General features: G+C 64.3%; 23 protein-coding genes and 1 pseudogene. 11 read left to right on the top strand and 13 right to left on the bottom strand.

The annotated features are described in order from the left end of the window. Window positions 1-260: 260 nt before the first annotated feature. The 3 genes from ABID26_RS33080 to ABID26_RS33070 all read right to left on the bottom strand — a co-directional run bounded on the left by ABID26_RS33080 (window position 261) and on the right by ABID26_RS33070 (window position 3,506). Window positions 261-959 (bottom strand): RNA polymerase sigma factor, encoded by a 699-nt coding sequence (locus ABID26_RS33080; protein ID WP_292304032.1) that lies wholly within the window; start codon window positions 957-959, stop codon window positions 261-263. 81 nt (window positions 960-1,040) lie between these two features. Further along, on the bottom strand, window positions 1,041-2,126 hold the full coding sequence (locus tag ABID26_RS33075) for an HPP family protein (RefSeq protein ID WP_292304034.1): 1,086 nt from the start codon (window positions 2,124-2,126) through the stop codon (window positions 1,041-1,043). Between the two features lie 207 nt (window positions 2,127-2,333). Continuing rightward, on the bottom strand, window positions 2,334-3,506 hold the full coding sequence (locus ABID26_RS33070; protein WP_292304036.1) for a cystathionine beta-lyase: 1,173 nt from the start codon (window positions 3,504-3,506) through the stop codon (window positions 2,334-2,336). 298 nt (window positions 3,507-3,804) lie between these two features. Here ABID26_RS33070 and ABID26_RS33065 point away from each other — a divergent pair, with 298 nt between their 5' ends. From ABID26_RS33065 to ABID26_RS33045, 5 genes are all read left to right on the top strand, one after another. Continuing rightward, window positions 3,805-3,954 carry a hypothetical protein gene (locus ABID26_RS33065; protein WP_354417742.1) on the top strand — a complete coding sequence of 50 codons (150 nt, stop codon included), beginning with the start codon at window positions 3,805-3,807 and terminating at the stop codon, window positions 3,952-3,954. 106 nt (window positions 3,955-4,060) lie between these two features. Then, on the top strand, window positions 4,061-5,089 hold the full coding sequence (locus ABID26_RS33060) for an amino acid ABC transporter substrate-binding protein (RefSeq protein ID WP_292304038.1): 1,029 nt from the start codon (window positions 4,061-4,063) through the stop codon (window positions 5,087-5,089). 63 nt (window positions 5,090-5,152) lie between these two features. Then, window positions 5,153-6,340, top strand: a complete 1,188-nt coding sequence (locus tag ABID26_RS33055; protein WP_292304040.1) for an amino acid ABC transporter permease — start codon at window positions 5,153-5,155, stop codon at window positions 6,338-6,340. A 4-nt stretch (window positions 6,341-6,344) separates the two neighbouring features. Beyond that, complete coding sequence (locus ABID26_RS33050; RefSeq protein ID WP_292304041.1) at window positions 6,345-7,502, top strand: amino acid ABC transporter permease; 1,158 nt, start codon at window positions 6,345-6,347, stop codon at window positions 7,500-7,502. 75 nt (window positions 7,503-7,577) lie between these two features. Continuing rightward, window positions 7,578-8,381 (top strand): amino acid ABC transporter ATP-binding protein, encoded by an 804-nt coding sequence (locus ABID26_RS33045; protein ID WP_059186423.1) that lies wholly within the window; start codon window positions 7,578-7,580, stop codon window positions 8,379-8,381. 269 nt (window positions 8,382-8,650) lie between these two features. On the opposite strand, the gene ABID26_RS33040 is transcribed toward ABID26_RS33045, so the two are convergent. Together ABID26_RS33040 and ABID26_RS33035 are read right to left on the bottom strand one after the other, a co-directional pair. After that, the gene (locus tag ABID26_RS33040; protein ID WP_292304044.1) at window positions 8,651-9,886 is read right to left on the bottom strand and encodes an FAD-dependent monooxygenase; all 1,236 of its coding nucleotides are present in this window, start codon (window positions 9,884-9,886) and stop codon (window positions 8,651-8,653) included. Window positions 9,887-9,914: 28 nt separating this feature from the next. Further along, a complete protein-coding gene (locus ABID26_RS33035; RefSeq protein ID WP_292304045.1) occupies window positions 9,915-10,160 on the bottom strand; it encodes a zinc-finger domain-containing protein in 246 nt (81 codons plus the stop codon). A gap of 237 nt (window positions 10,161-10,397) precedes the next feature. On the opposite strand from ABID26_RS33035, the gene ABID26_RS33030 reads away from it, so the two are divergent. Further along, window positions 10,398-12,593, top strand: a complete 2,196-nt coding sequence (locus ABID26_RS33030; RefSeq protein WP_126100680.1) for an RNA degradosome polyphosphate kinase — start codon at window positions 10,398-10,400, stop codon at window positions 12,591-12,593. Beyond that, entirely contained in the window at window positions 12,590-14,125 is a 1,536-nt protein-coding gene (gene ppx / locus ABID26_RS33025; protein WP_292304050.1) for an exopolyphosphatase, read from the top strand. The genes ABID26_RS33030 and ppx overlap by 4 nt, the downstream gene beginning before the upstream one ends. Window positions 14,126-14,131: 6 nt before the next feature. Here the strand turns inward: ppx and ABID26_RS33020 are convergent, their stop codons facing one another. From ABID26_RS33020 to ABID26_RS33005, 4 genes are all read right to left on the bottom strand, one after another. Next, entirely contained in the window at window positions 14,132-14,554 is a 423-nt protein-coding gene (locus tag ABID26_RS33020) for a DoxX family protein (protein ID WP_292304052.1), read from the bottom strand. A 123-nt stretch (window positions 14,555-14,677) separates the two neighbouring features. After that, complete coding sequence (locus tag ABID26_RS33015; protein WP_126100677.1) at window positions 14,678-15,100, bottom strand: DoxX family protein; 423 nt, start codon at window positions 15,098-15,100, stop codon at window positions 14,678-14,680. A 422-nt stretch (window positions 15,101-15,522) separates the two neighbouring features. Next, the gene (gene fumC / locus ABID26_RS33010; RefSeq protein ID WP_292298384.1) at window positions 15,523-16,920 is read right to left on the bottom strand and encodes a class II fumarate hydratase; all 1,398 of its coding nucleotides are present in this window, start codon (window positions 16,918-16,920) and stop codon (window positions 15,523-15,525) included. 265 nt (window positions 16,921-17,185) lie between these two features. Then, window positions 17,186-17,665, bottom strand: a complete 480-nt coding sequence (locus ABID26_RS33005; protein WP_292343866.1) for a cupin domain-containing protein — start codon at window positions 17,663-17,665, stop codon at window positions 17,186-17,188. A 103-nt stretch (window positions 17,666-17,768) separates the two neighbouring features. On the opposite strand from ABID26_RS33005, the gene ABID26_RS33000 reads away from it, so the two are divergent. Further along, window positions 17,769-18,746 (top strand): LysR family transcriptional regulator, encoded by a 978-nt coding sequence (locus ABID26_RS33000; RefSeq protein WP_292304242.1) that lies wholly within the window; start codon window positions 17,769-17,771, stop codon window positions 18,744-18,746. Here the strand turns inward: ABID26_RS33000 and ABID26_RS32995 are convergent. After that, a complete protein-coding gene (locus ABID26_RS32995; protein WP_292304240.1) occupies window positions 18,731-19,507 on the bottom strand; it encodes an SDR family NAD(P)-dependent oxidoreductase in 777 nt (258 codons plus the stop codon). The genes ABID26_RS33000 and ABID26_RS32995 overlap by 16 nt on opposite strands. An 86-nt stretch (window positions 19,508-19,593) precedes the next feature. After that, the gene (gene betI / locus ABID26_RS32990) at window positions 19,594-20,244 is read right to left on the bottom strand and encodes a choline-binding transcriptional repressor BetI (protein WP_292304239.1); all 651 of its coding nucleotides are present in this window, start codon (window positions 20,242-20,244) and stop codon (window positions 19,594-19,596) included. Window positions 20,245-20,318: 74 nt separating this feature from the next. Between betI and choX the strand changes: the two are divergent. Both choX and ABID26_RS32980 read left to right on the top strand, forming a co-directional pair. Continuing rightward, window positions 20,319-21,256 (top strand): annotated as a pseudogene (choX, locus tag ABID26_RS32985) (choline ABC transporter substrate-binding protein). After that, on the top strand, window positions 21,253-22,095 hold the full coding sequence (locus ABID26_RS32980; protein ID WP_354417737.1) for an alpha/beta fold hydrolase: 843 nt from the start codon (window positions 21,253-21,255) through the stop codon (window positions 22,093-22,095). The pseudogene choX and the gene ABID26_RS32980 overlap by 4 nt, the downstream one beginning before the upstream one ends. On the opposite strand, the gene ABID26_RS32975 is transcribed toward ABID26_RS32980, so the two are convergent. Continuing rightward, on the bottom strand, window positions 22,096-22,851 hold the full coding sequence (locus ABID26_RS32975; protein WP_435528634.1) for an NIPSNAP family protein: 756 nt from the start codon (window positions 22,849-22,851) through the stop codon (window positions 22,096-22,098). Window positions 22,852-22,997: 146 nt separating this feature from the next. On the opposite strand from ABID26_RS32975, the gene ABID26_RS32970 reads away from it, so the two are divergent. Then, window positions 22,998-23,624, top strand: coding sequence for a TetR/AcrR family transcriptional regulator (locus ABID26_RS32970; RefSeq protein ID WP_354417749.1), 627 nt, complete (start codon window positions 22,998-23,000; stop codon window positions 23,622-23,624). Window positions 23,625-23,681: 57 nt separating this feature from the next. Here ABID26_RS32970 and ABID26_RS32965 read toward each other — a convergent pair whose 3' ends face one another. Then, a complete protein-coding gene (locus ABID26_RS32965; RefSeq protein ID WP_126100670.1) occupies window positions 23,682-24,275 on the bottom strand; it encodes a hypothetical protein in 594 nt (197 codons plus the stop codon). Between the last annotated feature and the right edge of the window lie 15 nt (window positions 24,276-24,290).

Genomic DNA, 24,290 nt, shown 5'->3' with positions numbered 1-24,290 from the left:
TTGCTATCATCGCCGTAGCAAGGAAGCTCCTGGTCGTCCTCAACGCCATCATCCGCGACAAAACCGCATTCGCATGAACACAGTTGCCATGCCGTGATGCTCGAGCGCCGCAGCGGTGCTGAACCTGATCATCTTGGGGCATGCCTGCGGCTGTGCCCAGCGCCCAATTCTCGACCGCCGCATTCCTTGGCCGATGTAACGGCATGGATCCTCGGGTCTGCGCGTCCGCTTCGCTTCCGCTCCGCCCGAGGATGACGAACTCAATCGCCAAACCCCAGCCTCTTCATCACCGCCTGCGTCAGCCGCTCGCAGCGCCGCCCGGCGAAGGGAAAGGCGTCGAGCAGCACCGGGCCGATCTCGTCGTCCAGCGCCTTGCGCACCAGCGCGCGCGCCCGGTGAAGTCTGGTCTTCACCGTCTCCGGCCTGATGCCAAGCAACTCGGCGGTTTCCTCGATGCTCAAGCCCTCGATGACGCGGGCGACGAAGACGGTGCGATAGACATCGGGAAGGCTGTCGGTCGCCCGTTCAACAAGCCCGAGGATCTGCCGCTGCGCCATCGTCCGCTCCGGATCGTCGCTTGGGTTCAAGTCGTTTGGGTTCAAGGGAAACCGGATGATCTGCGCCTCCGGATTTTCAGGCATCGCCACGATGCGCTTTTTCTTGCGTAGCCGGCCGAGCGCCTCATTGATGACGATGCGCGACAGCCAGGTGGCCAAGGAGGCATCGCCGCGAAAGGCGTCGAGGCTGGCGAAGGCGCGCATATAGGCCTCCTGCACGATGTCCTCGGCCTCGGCGTCGTTGCGCACCACGCTGCGCGCGATGCGGTAGAGCCGCTGGTTGTGCGTCTTGATGATTGAGCGGAAGGCATCCGCTTCGCGCGCCAGGGCACGGCGCACCAGCGCCATGTCGCCGTCATCGGCTGCGGCGATCGCGGCGGCTTGCAGTGCGGGCTTCCTCATCGCGTCCCGATCTCCCGGACAAGCGTTGCATTCGGCAATTGGATGCGCCCGCCGGCAAAAGGTTCCCGAGCTTTTCGCGGCCTATGCTACAGCTTTCAGCAGCGGCCTGTCTGCAGTCTGCACGCGCGCCGCGGCGGCGAGCAGATCGGTCTGGGTGATCAGGCCGAGGATATGCCGCCCCGCGTCGACGATCACCACCGCGTGGCTGCGTCCGTCGGTCAGCACCGGCAGCAGGCTCATCGCCGGCGTGTTCGGCGAGGCGGTGCCGGCCTTCGACATCACGTCCTTTACCGAGTCGGTCGCTCTCGTCAGCTCGCGCAGACCGACCGCGCCGACCAGCCTTGCCTCGGCATCGACCACGGGCAAGGTGCGGATGTTATGGTCTAGAAGCTGCTTGCGCGCCTCCTCGGCGCCGGCGTTCTCCGGCACCGAGATCACGTCGCGCGACATGATGTCCTGGCAAAGCAACCTGCGCTGGGAGCGCACCATCGCCTGCAGCTCGACCTGGCGCAGCAGTCTTTCGATATCGTCGCGGTCGATGTCGAAAGTCTCGTCGAGGGCGGCAAGAGCGGCATCGACATCTTCTGGGCGGAAACCGACACGCTCCGCCGGCGGCCGGTCGGCGGTGCCGTGGCTGTTGGCCACGGGCTGATGCACATGCGGGTAACTGCGCCGCGACAGCTTGTGGAACAGGAAGCCGAGCGTCACCAGTATGATCGAGTTCAGCGCCACCGGCACGAACGGAAACAGGAAGCCGGCGCTGATCACGGCCGGCCCGCCGAGCACGGCGGTGAGGGCTGCGGCACCGCCCGGCGGATGCAGCGAGCGCGTGAACGACATGGCGGCAATGGCGAGCGCTACGGCGAGGCCGGAGGCGATCACCGGGTTGTGCACGAAATGCGCCACGGTCACGCCGACCAGCGCCGAGATGGTATTGCCGCCGATGATCGACCAGGGCTGCGCCAGCGGGCTCGAAGGCACGGCAAAAAGCAGCACGGCGGAAGCGCCCATCGGCGCCACCAGCATCGCCACATGCGGTCCGCTACCCATGGCGAGCCCGCTGATCGCCCCCGTCAGCGCGATGCCGATGGTCGCGCCGATGCAGGCGGTGAGCCGTTCGCGCAGCGTCGCGCCGGCAAGGATCGGAACGAAGAGGCGAAACGCCATGGCAGGCCCTTGGGATCAAATGGCTGGAATTTGCGCTGCTCGCAATGCCGCCGAAGCCACGGATTTGGAAGCCAAACCAATCCGTATATTCGCGGCCGGGAAGAATATTATTGCACGAGGCGCCGCGCGCCACACCATCGGCGGCCTCGGCTTTCTCAATCGCGCCAAGGCGTTACGAGCGGACTCTGTGCGGCAGGTGATCGGCCATTACTCGGCGGTCGCCGCCGCGGCAAGTCCGCGCTGGATATCGGCCTTCAGGTCCTCGACGTCCTCGAGCCCGATCTGCAGGCGGATCAGCGGGCCGGCATAGGAGCCCTTTGCGATGGTGCGGTCGCCGAGGAAGACCGGCACGGCAAGGCTCTCATAGCCGCCCCAGGAATAGCCGAGACCGAAAATGGTCAGCGCGTCGAGGAAGGCATGTTGCTGCCTTTGCCCGCCGCCCTTGAGCACGATCGAGAAGATGCCGCTCGAGCCGCAGAAGTCGCGCTTCCACAGCGCGTGGTCGGGATGGCTTTCCAGCGCCGGATGCAGCACCTGCGCCACGCCCGGCTGCTCCTCCAGCCAGCGCGCGATATCGAGCGCGCTCTTCCGGTGATGTTCGAGCCTGACACCCATCGTGCGCAGCCCGCGCAGCACCTGGTAGACGTCGTCCGGCCCGGAACAGCATCCCAGCGTGCAGAAGCCTTCATAGAGCTGCTTCCAGCAGGCCTCGTTGGCCGAAACCGTGCCGAGCAGCACGTCGGAATGGCCGGCCGGATATTTGGTCGCCGCATGGATCGAGATGTCGACGCCATGGTCGAGCGGCTTGAAAAAGAGCGGCGTCGCCCAGGTGTTGTCCATCATGACGATGGCGCCCGCCGCATGCGCGGCCTTTACGATCGCCGGAATGTCCTGGATCTCATAGGTGTTCGAGCCCGGCGATTCGGTGAACACCACCTTGGTGTTGGTCTTGATCAGCTGGGCGATGCCGGCGCCGATGCGCGGATCGTAATATTCGATCTCGACGCCGAGGCGCTTCAGCATGGTGTCGGCGAAATTCCGCGTTGGATGGTAGACCGAATCGACGATCAGCAGATGGTCGCCGGCCGAAACGAAAGTGAGCAGGGGCACAGTCACCGCCGCAAGGCCGGACGGCACCGCGATCGTGCCGGCAGACCCCTCCAGCGCGTCGACGGCGAGCGTCAGCGCGTCCATGGTTGGCGTGCCGCGCGTGCCGTAGGTGTATTTCTGGCTGCGCGACGCCATCGCGGCGGCGTCGGGATAAAGCACGGTCGAGGCATGTACGACGGGCGGATTGACGAAGCCGAAATAGTCGCGCGGGTTGTTGCCGGAATGGGCAAGCCGCGTGTTGATGCCGATCTTGCTGCCGTCTGTCGCCATAGTTCGTTGCCCGTCATAGTGTGTCAGGGGTCCAGCCATAGAGCGGCGGAACTGGCCGCGCAACCGCTCCGAGCCCGCCAAGCGTTGGTGTTTGGATGGGCCAAACAAAAGATCGCCGGCTCATCGTTTGCGCCCGCTGCGCGCTTCCGGCCGGACACCTGTTGAATGTGGCCCGCACGCCGTTTGCCGCCATGAATCATGCCAGTCCTTCCATCGTCGACGACAGTAGTAACGGGCAGGAATTCTCGTAACGTTCAAAATTTCCGGGGACCTGATTTGCCGGTTCCGGATGCAACTCTTGACCAATTCGCGGGCGCTTTTGGCTGCAATTCGGGCATTTGCGGCAATCGGTTTTCAAACCCGTCGCAATTCGGTCATTTCCCTTGACCTCACAGGAATAATCGCCTTCGATGCGTTTCGTGAATGGGAGGCAATGCATCGGCAATGATGCGGGTCCGGAGTGGGCCGAAGTGGGAGCTGCATTCACATATGAAAAAAAGATCAGGGCTGCCTGGGAAGCAGGGGCGCCTGTAGCAGAAAAGGGTCTGTGGGTCATGAAACACATTGCAATCGGCATTCTTGGCGCCGCCGCGCTCGGGTTTACGGCGTCGGCAGCTTCGGCCGGCACGCTGGATACCGTGAAGCAGAAGGGCTTCATCCAGTGCGGCGTCTCGACCGGCCTCGCCGGCTTCTCGGCGCCGGACGACAAGGGGGAATGGCAGGGCATCGATGCCGACTTCTGCCGCGCCGTCGCGGCCGCCGTCTTCGGCGATGGCACCAAGGTCAAGTTCACGCCGCTCAGCGCCAAGGAACGCTTCACCGCGCTGCAGTCTGGTGAGGTCGACATCCTCTCGCGCAACACCACCTGGACGATCAACCGCGACACCGCGCTTGGCTTGAACTTCGTCGGCACCACCTACTATGACGGCCAGGGCTTCATGATCAACGCCAAGAAGCTGCCGGGCGTGAACTCGGCGCTGCAGCTTTCGGGCGCCGCCGTCTGCGTGCAGAGCGGCACCACGACCGAGCTCAACCTCGCCGACTACTTCAAGTCGAACAAGATGGAGTACAACCCCGTCGTGTTCGAGAAGCTGGAAGAGGTCAACGCCGCTTACGATGCCGGCCGCTGCGACGTCTACACCACCGACCAGTCGGGCCTCTATGGCATCCGCCTGACGCTGGGCTCGCCGGCCGATCATGTCGTGCTGCCCGAGATCATCTCCAAGGAGCCGCTCGGACCGGCCGTGCGCCAGGGCGATGACCAGTGGTACCACATCGTCAAGTGGACCTATTTCGCGCTGCTCGACGCCGAGGAGCTCGGCATCACCAAGGCCAATGTCGACGAGATGAAGAACTCGGACAACCCCGAAATCAAGCGTGTGCTGGGTATGGAGGCCGATACCAAGATCGGCACCGATCTCGGCGTCTCCAACGATTGGGTCGTCAACATCGTCAAGGCCGTCGGCAACTACGGCGAAATGTTCGACAAGAATGTCGGCTCCGGCAGCCCGCTCAAGATCGCGCGCGGCATCAACGCGCTGTGGACCAAGGGCGGCCTGCAATACGCTCCGCCGATCCGCTGATCGAAATGTGATCCGGGGGGCAGGTAGTCTGCCTCCCGGTTTCTCTTTTCAGGGGATGGTCGCATGGCTTCGCAGGAAATCCTTCGGGAGGAGCCGAGTCGCGGCTCCTTCATCAATGACCCGAAAATACGCAGTCTCTTCTTTCAGACGCTGGTCATCGTCCTTCTGTTCGGCTCGATCTGGTGGATCGTCCACAACGTCATCGACAATCTGCAGCGCCTGCATATCGCCTCAGGTTTCCAATTCCTGAGGGGCAGGGCGGGATTCGACATCTCGGACACGCCGATCGCCTACACGTCCGATTCCACCTATGGCCGCGCCCTGGTGGTCGGTCTGCTCAACACGATCATCGTCGCCGTGGCCGGCATCGTCACCGCGACCATCATCGGCTTCATCGTCGGCATCGGCCGCCTGTCGCAGAACTGGCTGATCCGCAAGATCTGCACCGTCTATGTCGAGATCTTCCGCAACATTCCGCCGTTGCTGGTCATCTTCTTCTGGTATTCCGGCGTGCTGGCCGTGCTGCCGGCGCCGCGTGAGAGCATCCATCTGCCCTTCGGCTCCTTCCTCAACCAGCGCGGCTTCTATTTCCCGCGCGCCCTCTGGGGCGAGGGCTCATGGCTGATGATCGTCGCTTTCGTCGTGGCGCTCGCCATGGCCTGGTTCGTCGCCCACCGGGCGCGCCAGCGGCAGATGGCGACCGGCCAGCAGTTTCCGGTGTTCTGGACCTCGGTCGCGCTGATCGTCGGCCTGCCGGTGCTCGCATTCCTGCTCGGCGGAATGCCGCTTACCTTCGATTTCCCGAAGCAGTCGACCTTCAACCTGACCGGCGGCTTCCAGGTCAAGCCGGAATTCCTGTCGCTCTACATGGCGCTGTCCTGCTATACGGCCGCCTTCATCGCCGAGATCGTGCGCGCCGGCATCAGGGGCGTCAGCAAGGGCCAGACCGAGGCAGCTGGCGCCCTTGGCCTCCGTTCCGGCCCGATCCTGCGCCTGGTCGTCGTGCCGCAGGCGATGCGCATCGTCATCCCGCCGCTGACCAGCCAGTATCTCAACCTGACCAAGAACTCGTCGCTGGCGATCGCCATCGGTTATCCGGATCTCACCGCCACCGCCGGCACAGTGCTCAACCAGACGGGGCAGGCGGTCGAGGGCGTGTTGATCATGATGATCGCCTATCTGGTGCTGAGCCTCGTGACCTCGGCGGTCATGAACGTCGTCAACGCCAGAATGGCGCTGGTGGAGAGGTAGGGCCATGCAGGAACACGACATGTCCTGGGTGCGCACCGAGATGGCGCTGGCCGAGCCGGCGCCGCCCGGCGAGCGCGGCGCCATCGCCTGGGTGCGCAAGAACCTCGTCGGCTCGGCCGGCGACACCATCCTCACCATCATCGGCATCGCCATCGTCGCCTGGGTTCTGCCGCAGATCATCAACTGGGCCTTCATCAACGCCCAGTGGATAGGGCCGAACCGCACCGTCTGCGCGACAGTCTCGCAAGGCGGCGTCCAGCCGGACGGCTGGAGCGGCGCCTGCTGGGCCTTCGTCAACGCCAAGTTCGGGCAGTTCATCTTCGGCATCTATCCGATCGAGGAGCGTTGGCGCCCGACCCTCGTCGCGGTCCTGCTGGTCGTGCTTTTGGTGCCGATGCTGATCCCGCGCGTGCCGCGCAAGGGGCTGAACGCCATCCTGCTCTTCCTGGTGCTGCCGGTCGTCTCCTTCTTTCTCCTGTCCGGCGGCGTGTTCGGTCTGCCTCATGTCGAGACGTCGCGCTGGGGCGGCCTCCTGGTCACGCTGAGCCTTTCCTTCGTCGGTATTGTCGTGTCGCTGCCGCTCGGCACCGTGCTGGCGCTCGGCCGCCGATCGAAAATGCCGATCGTCAGGCTTTTATGCGTCATCTTCATCGAGTTCGTGCGCGGCATTCCGCTGATCACGGTGCTGTTCTTCGCCAGCGTCATGCTGCCGCTGTTCCTCCCTGCAGGCGTCACCTTCGACAAGTTCCTGCGGGCGCTGATCGGCGTCTCGCTGTTCGCCGCCGCCTATATGGCGGAAGTGGTGCGCGGCGGCCTGCAGGCGATCCCGAAGGGCCAGTATGAGGGCGCCGATTCGCTCGGTCTCGGCTATTGGCAGAAGATGGGCCTAATCGTGCTGCCACAGGCGCTGAAGCTGGTCATCCCTGCCATCGTCAACACCTTCATCGGCATGTTCAAGGACACCAGCCTGGTGCTCATCATCTCGATCTTCGACCTGTTGGGCGTGGTCAAGCAGAACCTGTCCGACGCCAACTGGGCGACGTCGCAGACCGCCAAATCCGGTCTTGTCTTCGCCGCCTTCGTATTCTGGCTGTTCTGCTTCGGCATGTCGCGCTATTCAATGTACACCGAACGCCGGCTGGACACCGGTTACAAACGCTGATGCATGTCGCCCAAAAGTGTGTAGCGGTTTTGGGATAACGACATGCATCAAATTCAACGATAAGGGGAATTGGCCATGGCCACCGAAAACGCCGTCAGCGCGGAAGACATCAAGGTCGATGCCAAGAAGATGCACATCTCGACCACCGATGTCGCCATCGACATCATCGGCATGCACAAATGGTATGGCGAGTTCCACGTGCTGAAGGATATCAACCTCAAGGTGATGCGCGGCGAGCGCATCGTCATCTGCGGTCCGTCCGGCTCCGGCAAGTCGACGATGATCCGCTGCATCAACCGGCTGGAAGAGCACCAGAAAGGCAAGATCATCGTCGATGGCAAGGAACTCACCAACGACCTGAAGAAGATCGACGAGGTGCGCCGCGAGGTCGGCATGGTGTTCCAGCACTTCAACCTCTTCCCCCACCTCACCATCCTGGAGAACTGCACGCTGGCGCCGATCTGGGTGCGCAAGACGCCGAAGAAGCAGGCCGAGGAAATCGCCATGCATTTCCTGAAGCGCGTCAAGATCCCCGAACAGGCCAACAAGTACCCGGGCCAGCTCTCCGGCGGCCAGCAGCAGCGCGTGGCGATCGCCCGCTCGCTCTGCATGAACCCGCGCATCATGCTGTTCGACGAGCCGACCTCGGCGCTCGACCCGGAAATGATCAAGGAAGTGCTGGAGACGATGGTGGGCCTGGCCGAAGAAGGCATGACGATGCTCTGCGTTACCCACGAGATGGGTTTTGCCCGCAAGGTCGCCAACCGGGTGATCTTCATGGATCAGGGCCAGATCGTCGAGCAGAACACGCCGGCCGAATTCTTCGACCATCCTCGCCATGAGCGCACGAAACTGTTCCTGTCGCAGATCCTGCACTGAGCGGCGCGGCAGCGAGTTGTATGATTGAAGGTTGGTGTGTGCAGGAATTGCGAACGCCTCGTTCCTTCACACCCCCCTCTGTCCTGCCGGACATCTCCCCCGCAAGGGGGGAGATTGGCAGTTCCCGCGCCCCGCCAGTTCTGCGACGTTGAAGATTGGCGAAAGCGGAGCGACATCTGATCTCCCCCCTTGCGGGGGAGATGTCCGGCAGGACAGAGGGGGGTGCTGTCCCGCCAGCATATCCAATTGACGTTGCTTGAGTAGAACTCCTACCGCCTCACAACCTTCCTCTCCTCCCACCCGTAGAGCCAGTCCAGATCCGCCGCGAGCTTTTCCGCGGGCCGGGTCGCCAGCACCAGGTTGCGGGCGATGGCCACCGGGCCCCAGGCATGCCAGGCCAGCCGATTGAGCGCGCCGCGCCTGAGCACCTTCTCGATGCGCGGCCGCCTGAGATTCTCCCACATGGCGAGGCTTTGCCGCGGATCGGCCGGGAAGTCGGCAACCAGGTCGGCGAGCATCGAGGCGTCTTCGATCGCCATAGCCGCGCCCTGCGCCGCGAACGGCGTCATGGCATGCGCCGCGTCGCCGATCAGTGCCACCCCCTCCGGCATCGTCCAGCGCCTTTGCTCGACGGTGTGGATCGCAAAGGCGGTCCATGGCCCGGCCACGGCGACAAGCCTTGCCAGCGCCGCCGACGTGCCGCGCATGGAGCTGGCGAGAATGGCGGGGTCGGCATGGCCCGACCAGCCTTCGGCGATGCGCTCGCCCTTGGTGAAGGCGGCGAGGTTGAAGGCGCTGCCCTTGCTCACCGGATAGGCGACCATGTGGAAGCCCGGATGCAGGAAGGTGGTGACGCAGTCGGCGGCGCCGATCGCCGCAAACGCCTGGCCGGCAGCGCTTGTCGCCGCAACCATGGCGCGCCAGGCGAGCTCGCCGGAGAAGCGGCTTTTCCTGAAAGCGGGCTCCTTGCCGGCAAGCTGCGATCGAACCGACGACCAGACGCCGTCGGCGCCTACCAAAAGGCCGCCGGCCGCCTCCATGCTGCCGCCATCCCTTTGCGCCGTGACGACGATGTTTTGCGGTGCAACGGCAATGTCCGTCACCTGCGCGCCGGTGATGAGTTGGATTTCGGGGTGCTCTGCCACTCGCGTCGTCAGCGCGGCCTGCAGATCGGCGCGATGCGCGACCAGATAGGGTGCGCCCCAGCGGTTCTCGCCTGCCTGGCCCAGTGGCACCCGCGCCAGCTCGCGCAAGGTGGCGGCGTCCTTCAGCACCACCGCTTCCGGCCTGACGGCGCTCACCGCTAAGCGGTCGAGCACGCCGAGCCGGCGCAGGATGCGTGTCGCGTTGGGGGAAAGTTGGAGCCCGGCGCCTGCCGCTTCGAGCTGGCCGGCCTGCTCCAGCACCGTGGCGGCATAGCCGCGCCCGGCAAAGGCAAGGGCCGACGTCAGCCCGGCGATGCCAGCCCCGGCGATGACGACCTGCCGGGACCGTGCCTCATCCATGATCTAGCAGTCATCCATGATCTGCGGATCAGGCGGCCTGGTCGATATAGAGGCAGTCGGCCGGCTGCGTTTCCGTCGCCTTCAGTTTCGGCGAATAGCGATAGAGGGTCGAGCAATAGGGGCAGACCTTCTCATCGTCGTCGCCCATGTCGAGGAACACATGCGGATGGTCGAAAGGCGGGTTGGCGCCGGTGCACATGAATTCCTTGACGCCGATGTCGATTGCCGGATGACCCGCATCGTTCTGGAAATGGGGAATGGAACCGCCTGCCATCGTCGTCTCCTTCAAATCGGCCCGTTTGCATCTGGATCATAACCGGGCAGTTTGCAAGATCGATGAAATGAAACTGTCGCAAAAGGCTGGCAGAGGATAAGTTGAGCCGGTTAAGCGCATGACCCCGGGAATCGGAGCGATCCCCTGACCGATCATGCGTCACAAAAGCATGTTAGAGCGTCGCGTCCGGCGGTATATGGCGCTCAAAAGGGCGGTTGCGGGCAAGAGCAGGAAACCATGAGTGAACTGAGGCCGGTACAAAGCGAGTTCATCACCGTCGAGGCAGCAAGCCCGGACGGCGGCAATCCCGACCGTTTCGTCAATCGGGAGTTCTCCTGGCTGCAGTTCAACCGGCGCGTGCTGGAAGAATCGCTGAACGAGCGCCATCCGCTGCTCGAGCGCGTGCGCTTCCTGTCGATCTCGGCCGCCAATCTCGACGAATTCTTCATGGTCCGCGTCGCCGGCCTTGCCGGCCAGGTGCGCGAAGGCATTGCGCTGAAGAGCCCGGACGGCCGCACCCCCGAGCAGCAGCTCGAGCAATTGCTGCGCGAGGTCGAGCGCCTGCAGGAAGACCAGCAGAAGAGCCTGTCGACCTTGATGGAGCTGCTCAACAAGGAAGGCATCGAGAGCATAACCCGCGACGCGCTGACCAAGGACGAGAGGGCCTGGCTGGAAGAGCATTTCCAGGACCAGGTGTTTCCGGTGCTGACGCCGCTGTCGATCGACCCGGCGCACCCGTTCCCGTTCATTCCCAATCTCGGCTTCTCGATGGCGCTGCAACTGCGCCATCGCAAGAACGGCGAGGAGATGAGCGCGCTGCTGCGCCTGCCGGTGGCGCTGCGGCGCTTCATCCGTCTGCCCGACCGCAAGCACCATGTACGCTTCATCCCGCTGGAAGAAGCGGTCGGCCTCTATATCGGCAAGCTTTTCCCCGGATATGAGGTCAAGGGCTCGGGCACGTTCCGCATCATCCGCGACAGCGATATCGAGGTCGAGGAGGAGTCGGAAGATCTCGTGCGGCTGTTCGAGACGGCGCTGAAGCGCCGTCGCCGCGGGTCCGTGATCCGCATCGAATTCGACACGCTGATGCCGGCCGAGCTGCGCGACTTCGTCGCCGGCGAGCTCGGCGTCACGTCGAGCCGCATCAGCGTGCTTACCGGCCCTCTGGCGCTCAACCAGATCTCCGAGATCGTCGCCATCCCGCGCGACGACCTTAAATTCACGCCCTACAATCCGCGTTTCCCCGAGCGCATCCGCGAGCATGGCGGCGACTGCCTGGCCGCCATCCGCGAGAAGGACATCATCGTCCACCACCCTTACGAATCCTTCGACGTGGTGGTGCAGTTCCTGCGCCAGGCGGCCGCCGATCCGGAAGTCGTCGCCATCAAGCAGACGCTCTACCGCACCTCGAACGACAGCCCGATCGTGCGTGCATTGATTGACGCGGCCGAAGCCGGCAAGTCGGTCACGGCGCTGGTCGAGCTCAAGGCGCGCTTCGACGAGGAGGCCAACATCCGCTGGGCACGCGATCTCGAGCGCGCCGGCGTCCAGGTCGTCTTCGGCTTCCTGGAATTGAAGACACACGCCAAGATGTCGCTGATCGTGCGCCGCGAGGATGGAAGGCTGCGCAACTACGTCCATCTCGGCACCGGCAACTATCATCCCGTCACCGCCCGCATCTACACAGACCTGTCCTTCTTCACCACCGACCCGACGATCGCGCGCGACGTAGCGCAGATCTTCAACTTCATCACCGGCTATGCCGAACCGGCCGAGGAGATGCGCCTTGCCGTGTCGCCCTTCACGCTGCGCAACCGCATCCTGAGGCACATCTCCGAGGAGATCGCCTATGCGCGTGACGGCCGGCCGGCCCGCATCTGGATGAAGATGAATTCGCTCGTCGATCCCACCGTCATCGACGCGCTTTACGACGCGAGCCGCGCCGGCGTCGAGATCGACCTCGTCGTGCGCGGCATATGCTGCCTGAGGCCGCAGGTGCCGGGTCTTTCGGAGAACATCAGGGTGAAGTCGATCGTCGGCCGCTTTCTCGAGCACAGCCGCATCTACTGCTTCGGCAACGGCTACGGCCTGCCGTCCGACGAGGCGATCGTCTACATCTCCTCTGCCGACATGATGCCGCGCAATCTCGACCGCCGCGTCGAGACCCTGGTGCCGATCACCAACCCAACTGTGCATGAACAGGTGCTTGGCCAGATCATGCTCGGCAACATCATGGACAACCAGCAAAGTTTCGACGTATTGGCTGACGGCACCTCCCGGCGCGTCGCGCTGGAGGAGGGCGAGGAACCGTTCAACGCGCAGGAATATTTCATGACCAATCCGAGCCTTTCCGGACGGGGTGACGCGCTGAAATCGCATGCGCCCAGGCGCATTGCCCAGTTCAAGCGCCGCAAGAAGAACGCCGCCGCGTGATTTCGATTTCCCAGGGCCGGCTCCAGGACCGGCGGCCGCTGTCGATCATCGACATCGGATCGAACTCGATCCGCCTCGTCGTCTATGAAGGGCTGGCGCGCTCGCCGACGCTTTTGTTCAACGAAAAGATGCTGGCTGGGCTTGGTCGCGGCATCGTTTCGACGGGCAAGCTCGATCCCGAGGCGGTGACGCGCTCGATGGAGGAGTTCCGCCGTTTTCGCGCGCTTTCGGATCAGGCCGGCGCCGAGCACATGTTCGTGCTGGCGACCGCGGCGGCGCGCGAGGCGGTCAACGGCCCGGATTTCATCCACCGCGCCGAGGACGTGCTGAAGACCGAGATCCGCGTGCTCTCCGGCCGGCAAGAGGCGCACTATTCCGCGCTCGGCGTCATCTCCGGCTTCTATCCGGCCAACGGCATCGCCGGCGACCTTGGCGGCGGCAGCCTGGAGCTCGTCGACATCAATGGCGAGGCGATCGGCGACGGTATCACGCTGCCGCTGGGCGGCCTGCGCCTGCAGGATATGGCGAAGAACTCGCTGGTCCAGGCACAGAAGATCACCCGCCAGGAATTGGCGCGGGCGAAGCTTTTGAAGGGCGGGCAGGGCAGGGTCTTCTACGCCGTCGGCGGCACCTGGCGAAACCTCGCCCGGCTGCACATGGAGATGAACAACTACCCGCTTGGCGTGATGCATCATTACGAGATCGGCGCCGATAGCGCCCAGAGCTTCCTCAGGCAGGTGGCCAAGGGCGAGGTCGAGAAGGTCCGGGGCATCGAGGGCGTCTCCAAGAACCGCCGCTCGCTCTTACCCTACGGCGCGGTCGTGCTGCAGGAGATCATGGCGGCGATGCAGCCGTCGAAGATCATCGTCTCGGCCCAAGGCGTGCGCGAAGGCTTCCTCTATTCGCTGCTCGACGCGGCCGAGCAGAAAGCCGATCCGCTGATCTCGGCCGCCGAAGAGCTGGCGCTTTTGCGCTCGCGCTCGGTCCACCACGCGCACGACCTCGTCGAATGGACCGGCAAGGCCTTCAAGGCCTTCGGCATCGACGAGACGGTGGACGAGGCGCGCTACCGCCACGCCGCCTGCCTGCTCGCCGATATCGGCTGGCGCGCGCATCCGGAATATCGCGGCAGGCAGTCGCTCAACATCATCGCGCATGCCTCTTTCATCGGCGTCGACCATCCCGGCCGCGCCTATCTGGCTTTAGCCAGCGCCTACCGGCATGACGGCATCTTCAACGATAGCATAGCGCCCGAGATCAAGGCGCTGGCGCCGCCGCGCGTGCTCGAGCGCGCGCGTGTGCTCGCGGCGATGATGCGTGTCGTCTACCTGCTCACGGCGGCGATGCCGGGCGTGATGCCGCGGCTGAAATGGGAAAGCCGCGGCAATGGCGCGCTGGCGCTGGTGCTGCCGGCATCGCTTGCCGACCTCTATGGCGAGCGCCCCGCCGGTCGGCTGGCGCAACTGGCGCGCATCACCAACCGCCGCCTGGTGCTGGCGGTCGAGGGCGGGCCGAGCGTTTCGGTGAAATAGATTGGCTCACGTCACCTCGGCGCCGATGCCGAAGCCGCGTCCGTCCGCCGACCACGCGCCCGCGCCGGCCATGGCGAGCGCCAGGAAGCCGCCGGCAATTGCAATGTCCTTCATCAGCATCTGCTGGTGCATGAAGGCTAAAGTCGCGTCGTCGGCGCCCTGACCGTAATGGCCGATGAAACCGGCTGCGATCGAGAAGGCGGCAAGCAGCAGTGCTGCGATCCGCGTCTGGAAGCCGATCAGGATCAACAATCCGGCGATCAGCTCGAACAGGCCGGTGCCCCAGGCGGCTAAAGTCGGCAGCGGCAGGCCGAGGCCGGCGAAATAGCTGGTCGTGCCGGCGATGTTGGTGAGCGCCTGGAAACCGGAGGGCACGAACAACGCGGCGAGCAGCAGCCGCGAGACGAGAAGCAATGCGTTGCGGGGCATTGGTCACCTCCCTTGCCGGCATCACGCCGGCTGCCGGCGCAGTCTACGCCTACAACCGGAAAACGAAAAAGCGGCGCGGAAAATTCCGCGCCGCATTCATTTCGGCCTGGGAGGAAAAAGACTTCAGCCGCGCTTGGCGTCGATCGAATAGGCGCCGGCGCCCGACGAGGCCAGCAGGATGAAGCCTCCGGTGATGGCGAGGTTCTTGAGGAACTGGATCATCTGCATCTGGTCGGCCCAGCCGGTATGAGCGACCAGCCCGGTGGCGATCGTGAAGATGGCGAGCACCCAGGCGGCGATCCGCGTCTGGAAGCCGACGAGAATGGCAAGGCCGCCGAGCAGTTCGATCAGGCCGACGACAACGGCGGTTACGGTCGGCAACGGCAGGCCGAGGGCGCCGAAGTATCCGGCAGTGCCGGAAATGGCGGTGAGCTTGCCGAAGCCGGAAAGCAGGAAGATGACCGCGAGCAGGATGCGGCCGAGCAGGATCGTGGTGGAGCTGTTGGACGCGGTGCCGGCGGTAGCGGCGGAAGTGTTGATGGACATGGCGAGTCTCCGAATGGGGTTGAATGCCAGTCAGATAGACGACGAAGACTGTTCACCAAAGCCACCTATGTGGCGACACATTGTTCACAGAACCTATTGTCCCACGGTTCCGCGGTCGACGCGAAATTCATGTCGGCGGATTGGGTTCGGGGAGCAAATTGTGCTGCCGCAAAATCCCTATGGCTTCGTCATCCACGGGCGAAGCAAGGAGCGAAGCGACGCAGCGCAGACCCGAGGATCCATTCCGTGACTTCAAAGCAGCCGCCGCGGTGCAGAATTCTGTTCCGCTGTGCCCTTCGGCCAAGGTTACGGCATGGATCCCAGGGTCTGCGCAGGAGCTTCGCTCCTGCTCCGCCCGTGGATGACGACGTTGGGGAGGCGTCAGCCAATTGTGAACGTCTGCGATTTGCCGCGCCGAGGAACTACCCCGGATGCGTCATGTCCTGCGGGCGCACCAGCCGGTCGTAATCGGCCTCGCTAACCAGCCCGGTGGCAAGAGCTTCCTCGCGCAGCGTGGTGCCGTTCTTGTGCGCGGTCTTGGCGATCTTGGCGGCGTTGTCGTAACCGATGGTGGGAGCGAGCGCCGTCACCAGCATCAGCGAACGGTCGAGCGCCGCCTTGATGTTGTCTTCCCGCGCCTCGATGCCGACTACGCAATTGTCGGTGAACGAGACCGACGCATCGGCGAGCAACTGCACCGACTGCAGGAAATTGTAGGCCATCAGCGGGTTGTAGACGTTGAGCTCGAAATGGCCCTGGCTGCCGGCGAAGGTGAGCGCGGCGTTGTTGCCGAACACCTGCACGCAGACCTGCGTCAGCGCCTCGCACTGGGTCGGGTTGACCTTGCCCGGCATGATCGAGGAGCCCGGCTCGTTCTCCGGCAGCGACAGCTCGCCGAGGCCCGAGCGCGGGCCGGAGCCGAGGAAGCGGATATCGTTGGCGATCTTGAATAGCGCGGCGGCCGCCGCGTTGATCGCGCCATGCGAGAAGACCATGGAGTCATGCGCGGCAAGTGCCTCGAACTTGTTCGGCGCGGTGACGAAGGAAATGCCGGTGATCGAAGCGATGCGGTCTGCCACCTTCTCGGCAAAACCCACCGGCGCGTTGAGGCCGGTGCCGACGGCCGTGCCGCCCTGCGCCAGTTCCTGCAGGCCGGGCAGCGTCTGCTCGATGCGCTTGATCGAGGAGGCGACCTGCGCGGCATAGCCGGAAAATTCCTGGCCGAGCGTCAGCGGCGTGGCGTCCTGCGTATGGGTGCGGCCGATCTTGATGATGTGATTGAAGGCGCGGGCTTTGGCGTCGAGCGCCTTGTGCAGGTGGTGCAAGGCAGGGATCAGGTGGTGTGCGACCCGCTCGGCACAGGCGATGTGCATGGCCGTGGGGTAGGTGTCGTTCGACGACTGGCTCATATTGACGTGGTCGTTCGGGTGCACCGGCTTCTTCGAGCCCATGACGCCGCCGAGCATCTCGATCGCCCGGTTGGAGATCACTTCGTTGGCGTTCATGTTGGACTGCGTGCCCGAGCCCGTCTGCCACACCACCAGCGGGAAATGGTCGTCGAGCTTGCCGTCGATCACTTCCTGCGCGGCCTCGACGATCGCCTTGCCGACGGTGGGGTCGAGCCGCTTCATCTCCATGTTCACTTCGGCCGCGGCGCGCTTGACGACGCCGAGCGCGCGGACGATCGAGGCCGGCTGCTTTTCCCAGCCGATCTTGAAATTGCCCAATGAACGTTGCCCCTGCGCCCCCCAGTAGCGGTCGGCCGTGACCTCGATGGGACCGAACGTATCGGTTTCGGTTCTGGTCTTTTCAGCGCTCACGGGAAATCTCCGGTCTGTCGATTTTGGGCAACGGCGTATCGCGTTGCACAAAACGCATCAAGCGGAGATTGCGGGGGAGGGGGATGCAAATCGGTTTGAAGGTGCGCCCTCTTCCTTCTCCCCTTGTGGGAGAAGGTGGATCGGCGCGCAGCGCCGAGACGGATGAGGGGTGTTCCAGCGGAGTGAGACGCTGGCTTTCCCTGGAGCACCCCTCATCCGTCGCCTTCGGCGACACCTTCTCCCACAAGGGGAGAAGGGAAAGCGCTCATTCTATCGGCGGCCCAACAATATCGATGCCGTTCTTCCAGCAAATTCTTGTCAGCACTTCAATCATCTCCGGCGTCGGCTCGGCCGGCGGGGGCAGGTTCGGCCGTTCCGCCGGCCGGCTCGCCTGGCGAACCATCGTCTCGAAATCCGAACCGCGCGTGACGGTGAGCGTATGCGCGCCTTCCGGGGATTCGACCTTGAACGTATGCGGCAGGCCTTTCGGCGCGATGACGGTCTCGCCGGAGCCGACCATCCGCTCATGGCCGTTGATCTGGAACCGCATCCGCCCCTCGATGATGTGAAAAATCTCATCCTCGTTCCGATGCACATGCAGCGGTGGAGAATCGCCATAGGGCAGACGATGCTCGATGACGCAGATGCCGTCCTCGCCGTCGGCCGCGGAGACCTGGATGGCAACGAGCGTGTTGTTGAACCAAAGGAGTTCCTTGCCTGTGATGGCGCTGTTGATCATTGTCATGGCTGCTCTCCCCTTGTTGGGCCGGCGAAGCGGCGTCGACGCGACCTAACCAGGGACGGGCGGGCGATGGAAATCGAATGATCGTATGGGGCGGATTGATGCGATGAATTTGAACGCTCTGGATCTCAATCTGGTGAGAGTCCTCGACGCGCTGTTGCGCGAGAAGAGCGTGACGCGCGCCGGCGAGCAGATCGGCCTCAGCCAGCCAGCCGTGAGCGCGGCGCTCAACCGCCTGCGCCATGCGCTCAACGACCAGCTTTTCGTGAGGCGCGGCAACGACATGGTGCCGACGCCGCGCGCCGAAAGCCTGGCCGAGCCGGTGCGCGCGGCGCTGCGCGAGATCGAGCGCGCCTTCCAGCCTACGACCGGCTTCGATCCGGCGAGACTCGAACGCACCTTCACCTTCATGGGCGCGGACTTTTTTTCGATGCTGCTGATGCCGCCATTCGCCGCCCGCATCGCGGCGATGGCGCCGCGCGTTTCGTTCCGCTTTCTGGATAGCGCCATCGGCGATGTCTCTAGGCTGCTGCAGGAAGATCAGATCGACGTGGCGCTGGAGCGTCCGCTGGAGGTCGCCGAATGGGTCTCCAGCGTGCCGCTGTTCGGCTCGCCCTTCGCCATCATCGCGGCGAAAGACAATGTCGAGCTACGCCAGGCGGGCATCGGCGAGGGCGAGCAGGTGCCACTCGATCTCTTCTGCGAACTGCCGCATGCGCTGCGCTCCATCGATGGCTCGATGTCGGGCTTCACCGACGACGCGCTGGGCAGGATGGGCCGGACGCGCCGGGTTACGCTCGCCCTGCCGCATTTCCAGGCCGTTGCGCTCGCGGTGGCGAGCGGGCCTTATCTGGCCGCCGTCCCAAGGCAGTTCGCGACGGCAGCCGCAAAATCCTTGCCGATCGGCATTTATCAACCGCCGATCTCGATACCTTCGCCTGCGGTCAGGATGTACTGGCACGCCCGCCGCGACGACGAGCCGCCGCATCGCTGGGTCCGCGAGCAGGTTCTGGATGAAGTGGGGAAACTCGGATTCAAGGACTGGGACGGCATGGCCGATATACAACCTTACCCCGCCGTGTAGCCGCCATCGACCGCAAATATCGCGCCACTGGTCCAAGCGGCTTCGTCGCTAGCCAGATGCACAGCCATGCCGGCAACATCCGCGGGCCGGCCGATGCGGCCGAGCGGATAGCTGCGCTCGACATAGGCCTTGAGTTCGGCTTGCGCTTCGGCCGGCAGGTTGACGATCGACTTCCGCCGCATGGCGGTGTCGACGGTGCCGGGTGCAATGGCGTTGACGCGGATGCCGTGCGGGCCGAGCTCGAAGGCGAGCGACTTGGTCAGCGAATTCATCGCGCCTTTCGACAGCGAATAGAGGCTCGACGGCCGCTTCGGGATCATCTTGTTGGCGAAGTAGGACGAGATGTTGATGACCGAAGCGCTGGCGCCCAGATGCGGCAGCAGCCGCTGCGTGAGGAAGAACGCCGCCGTCACATTAAGCGTGAAGGACTGCCGGAACTCTTCCTCGCTGACCGCTTCGAACGGCACGAAATAGGCGACGCCGGCATTGTTGACGAGGACGTCGAGCTGCCGGCTGGATTGCCTGATATGGGCTGCCACGGCATCGATGCCGGCGCTGGCGGCGAGATCGGCCGGGAGCGTCTCGACGGTGCCGCCGCCTTTAGCCTCTCCGGTCAGCGTGTCGCGCGCGGTCTCCAGCTTGCCGGTGTCGCGGCCGACGATCAGCACATCGGCGCCTTCGCGGACAAAAGCTTCGGCGATCGCCAGGCCGATGCCGTCCGATCCGCCGGTGACCAGCGCCCGTTTGCCGTGAAGTCGCATCGCCATGCCCCTGCAATTGTCGCGCAGGAATGCAGCGCCGAATGGCGCGGGTGGTCAACCCGAAGGCCTATCGTCCGGTATGAACTTTATCCGGCCGAGGCCAGGCCGGCGGCAGCGGGTTGTGGCAGGGCAAGCCGCCCCGCGACATAGTCCTTCACCTGCCGGACAGCCTGCTCGCGTGTGACGCTGCCCGGCTGCAGGCCGAGCCTCAGCCACAGCCCGTCGATCAGCGCGGTGACGCCGAGCACGATCTCGTCGGCCAGTTCCGGCGATGCGAGGCCGCGCAGGCCGGACAACAGGTTCGAGCGCATGCGCGCGTGGATCACCTTCTGGATGCGCGCCAGCTTCTCGTCGCGCGGCACCTCGGCGCAGAGCGACAGCCAGGCGTGGCAGAGAGGCGGCAGGAACAGATGCTCCTCGAAATTGCCCTCGATCACCGCTTCCAGCCGCTCCATCGAAGTCCGCGCCCGCTTGAGCCGCGCTACCACCGCGTTGCACAGCACGGCATTTGCCTCGCGCATCGCGTGCTCGAACAATTCCTGCTTGTTGCGGAAATAATGCAGCACGATGCCTTTCGAGGCGCCGGCCTGGGCCGCCACCTTTTCCAGCGTCGCTCCGGCAATGCCCTCTCGCTCCAGCACAGCGAAGGCCGCCTGCCGCAACTCCTTGCGGCGTATGTCGCTGAGACGTGTGAGCTTCACCGGATCGATCCATGCATGACGAATCCATGTTGACATTTTCGTCCGCTCAGATCAACAATTGACCAATGGGACAATAACATGACCAAATGGTCAATATGAGGAGAAACGAAATGTTGCGCATGCTTGCGAATGGCGTTTGTCTGGCTGCTTTGATGCTGGCAGCTCAAACGGCTTATGCGGCCGAGGCGGGTGAGTGTAGGGCGGTCCGTATGGCGGAGCCCGGCTGGAACGATCTCGCCTTCACCACCGGCGTGGCCAAGGTCCTGCTCCAGGCCCTGGGCTACGAGCCGCAGAGCGAGGTGCTCGGCATCAACGTCATCTACGAAGGCATGAAGAACAAAGACCTCGACCTGTTCCTCGGCTACTGGGACCCGGCGATGGTCACCTACTACGAGCCCTACAAGCAGGACGGCTCGATCGAGAATGTCCGCGTCAATCTGGTCGGCGCGAAATACACCTTCGCCGTGCCGACCTATGTCTGGGAAGCCGGCGTCAAGGACGTGGCCGACCTGCACAAGTTCGCCGACAAGTTCGGCAAGAAGATGTACGGCATCGAGCCCGGCTCGAACCAGCTGATGATGGACGCCATCGCCGACCCTCAGTTCCAGCTCGACGGCTGGCAGTGGTCGAGTCGAGCGAAGCCGGCATGCTCTCGGAGGTCGGCTACGAGATCAAGGAGAAGCAGTTCATCGTCTTCCAGGGCTGGGCGCCGCATCCGATGAACACGATGTACGACTTCAAGTACCTGACCGGCGGCGACAAGTTCTTCGGCCCGAATTTCGGCGCCGCCACCGTGACGACCCAGGTGCGCAAGAGTTTTCTGCAGCAATGCCCGAATGTGGCGCGGTTCCTGAACAACCTCGCCTTCGACATCGATCTGGAGAATGTCGGCATGGGCTACCTCATCAATGACGGCATGAAGCCGGAGGAAGGCGCCCTGAAGTCGATCACCCTGAACAAGGACCGCCTCGACGCCTGGCTCGCCGGCGTCACCACCTTCGACGGCAAGCCCGGCCTTGCCGCGGTCAAGGAAAAGCTCGGACTGTGAGGCCGGAGGCAATGGACCTGCCGGAGCAACAGGCCGAGCAGGGCGCCTGGGCCGGCCGCAAGCGGTTCGTCGATGTCGGTGACCTCGATCTTGCCTATGTCGAGGTCGCCGGTTCGGAGCCGTCGCTGCTGCTCGTCCACGGCTTCACCGACACCAGCCGCAGCTTCTCGCTGCTTGCGCCGCATCTTTCCGGCCACCGGCTGATCATGCCCGACCTGCGCGGCCACGGCGCCTCGCAGGCGGGCGAGGGCTGCGCCGTTGCCGATTTCGCCGAAGACATGGCCGGGCTGATCCGTCGCTTGCGGGTCGAGCGGCCGGTCGTCGTCGGCCATTCGCTTGGCGCCATGGTGTCGATCGCGCTTGCGGCGCGGCATCCGGAACTGATCGGCGGGTTGGTGGTCATGGCCGGCACGCTGAAGACCGATTTCCTTCCGGACCATCCCCTCGTCGCCGGCGTCGCGGCGCTGCGCGATCCCATCTCGCCGGCCGATCCGTTCTACGACTGGTGGCATGCCTGCGGACCCGGCGTGCCGCAGGCCTTTCTTGCCGGCCTGGCGGCGGATGCTTCGGCCATGCCGGCGGCGCGCTGGCGCGCCATTCTCGAAGAAATCCGCCGGACTGATCTGACCGCCGCGGCACTGGCCGTGCGGGTCCGGACGCTGGTCATAGCGGGCGCCTGCGATCCGCTTTTCGGCGAAGCGCACCAGCAGGCCCTGGTTGAAGCACTGGCCGGATCACATCTCGTCTTTGCGCGGGATTGCGGTCACAACCCGCATTGGGAGGATCCCGCCCTTGTCGCCGACGCGATCGCCGGGACGTTTCAGAACGCGCTAGCGTGATCACCTCAGCAGCGATCGGGCCGTCGGCGTCAGGCGCAGCACCTCGGCCGGCTTTGCGCGATCGGCCTGCAGGGTGTCGCGCGAAGCGGCGAGGGCGACGCTATAGCGTGCATGGGCGGTTTCGTCGTCGAAACCAAGGACGGCGATGAAGACATTTTCGCCGGCTCGCACAGGCAGCCGTGGAAAGGTGTTTTCGGCATGCTCGCTGACGAAGGCGCCAAGCAGGCGCGTGCCGTTTGCCGCGAGTTGCGGAACCGCCTCCGCCTGGAAACGCTCAGCAAAGCCAGCTTCCATGCCCGGGCGCAAATGATGAATCTGTATCTCAACAATGCCGTCCAAGTGACTCTCCCGGCTCCTGTTTTCGACGTCGCTTGCGGCTGGCCGATGCAATCCCGACAGGTCGAACCTCGCGCTCTGCCAGGCCGGCTTCAGAAGCAGCACATCGTCGGAATCGATCATCGTCGCATTGGCGGCGTCGCGATGCCTGGTCCACACCGGCCCGCCATAGAAGGCGGTCAGCGCGTCCTTCCTCACCTCCATGTCCTCGAAACCGCGCAGCCAGACGAACATGTCGGGGCGGTCGAGGTCGCGGAACTGGCCGATGACGGTCATGCCGGTCGCCTCCTGCGTCTCGATGAACTCCCGGTCGAACAGCGCGATCAGCGTTTCGCGCCGGCCGGGCTTCAGCGTGTATTGGCGGAGTTCCATTACCGGCGAGGCAAGGCGAGGTGACATTTCGTTTCGAGCGAGATCCATTATCGATTCCAAAACAGGGTGATCATCCTGTTTATAAACAGACCGGTTGTCCTGTTTTGTCAATCTGATATCTTGGCGGCATGTCAGGAGAGATTGCAGCTCAGCCGCGCTCGCGGCGCAAGAAACGCACCAACGACCCAGAAGGCATGCGCCGCCGTGTGCTCGACGTGGCGGAAGACTCCTTCCAGGCGCGCGGCTATCACGCCTCGAGCCTCGGCGACCTGATGGCGGCCGCCGGCGTCACGGGCGGCGCGCTGCACCACCATTTCCCGACCAAGAAGGCGCTGGCGTTGGCGGTGATCGAGGAGCGTGTGGCGGCAGCTGTTGAGGAAACCTGGATAACCCCGGTGCGGGCGGCGCCTTCGGCGCGCGAAGGCGTTCGCGCTGTGTTCGAGGCGGTGGCGGTGGAACTGGAGCAGCAGGGCTATGTGCGTGGCTGCCCGCTCAACAACCTGGCGCATGAACTGTCGTTGGCGGACGACGAATTTCGTTTGGCGCTCGCCGACATCTTCGCCGGCTGGCGGCAGGCGATCGCCGACAAGATGCGGGACGATCAAGAGGCCGGCGCGGAGGGCGGCACAGATCCCGACCGCTTCGCCGCGCTCATCGTGGCGGCCTATTCCGGAGCGATGTCTATGGCCAAGACCGCACAGGACTCGGAAGTGTTGCGGGAGTGTTTGAAAGGGCTGGAGAGTGTCGAGCCGTCGCCATCGCAGAGCGGATTGCCAGCGAAGCGGCGCCGCAGGGTATTGCGACGGCAGACGGTCCGCTGAAGAGTTGGCGGGAAAGCGCTGTCCCGCCGGCGTCTCCGATGTTCTCTTCGACCGGCCTCACTCCTTCAACGGCTTGATCGTCTCGAATCCCACCTCGCTCTGCGCGCTGGTACCCTCGTCATAGCGCCGCGCTAGCACGGCCCGCAGATCCGGCGAATAGAGCGCGGTGAAGCTGTCGACCACCGCGCCGGAATCGCCGGTGATCGTCTCGCTCACCGCCAGCACGCTGTATTTGCAGTCACCCAGCTTGTAGGTCTCCTTGCCCTTGACGGCGAGCGCCAGCGTTTCGGTGCCCTTCGGCGCCTTCTTCGCCGACAACCGCAGGAACTCGGTCTTGCTCTTGGCGCCCGCCTTCAGCGGGAACAGCTTCTTGATGTCGCCGAGCGGGATCATCGACAGCCGGCCGGTGTCGCTGTCGCGAAAGACCTCGATCAGCCCGGCGTAGAGATATTGCGTCTGCGGCGACTGCGACTGGTAGTCGTTGACGACCGCGACCATGCCGCCCGGCGCCGGCCGGAACTCGCTGCGGATGCCGGGCTTCTCCAGCACGAAGCCCGTCTTGGCGGACTTGGCGTCGACGCAGTCGGCCGCCTGCGCCGAGCCGGCAAGTGCCAGCGCGGCGACCATCATGCCGAACGTTTTGGTTCTCATGCTGTCCTCCTCTGC

Origin of the sequence: Mesorhizobium shonense (assembly GCF_040545255.1) — a bacterium.
GTDB classification, from domain to species: Bacteria; Pseudomonadota; Alphaproteobacteria; order Rhizobiales; family Rhizobiaceae; genus Mesorhizobium; species Mesorhizobium shonense.
The sequence above is the reverse complement of the archived record's forward strand: the minus strand, read 5'-3'. Positions and strand labels throughout refer to the sequence as shown.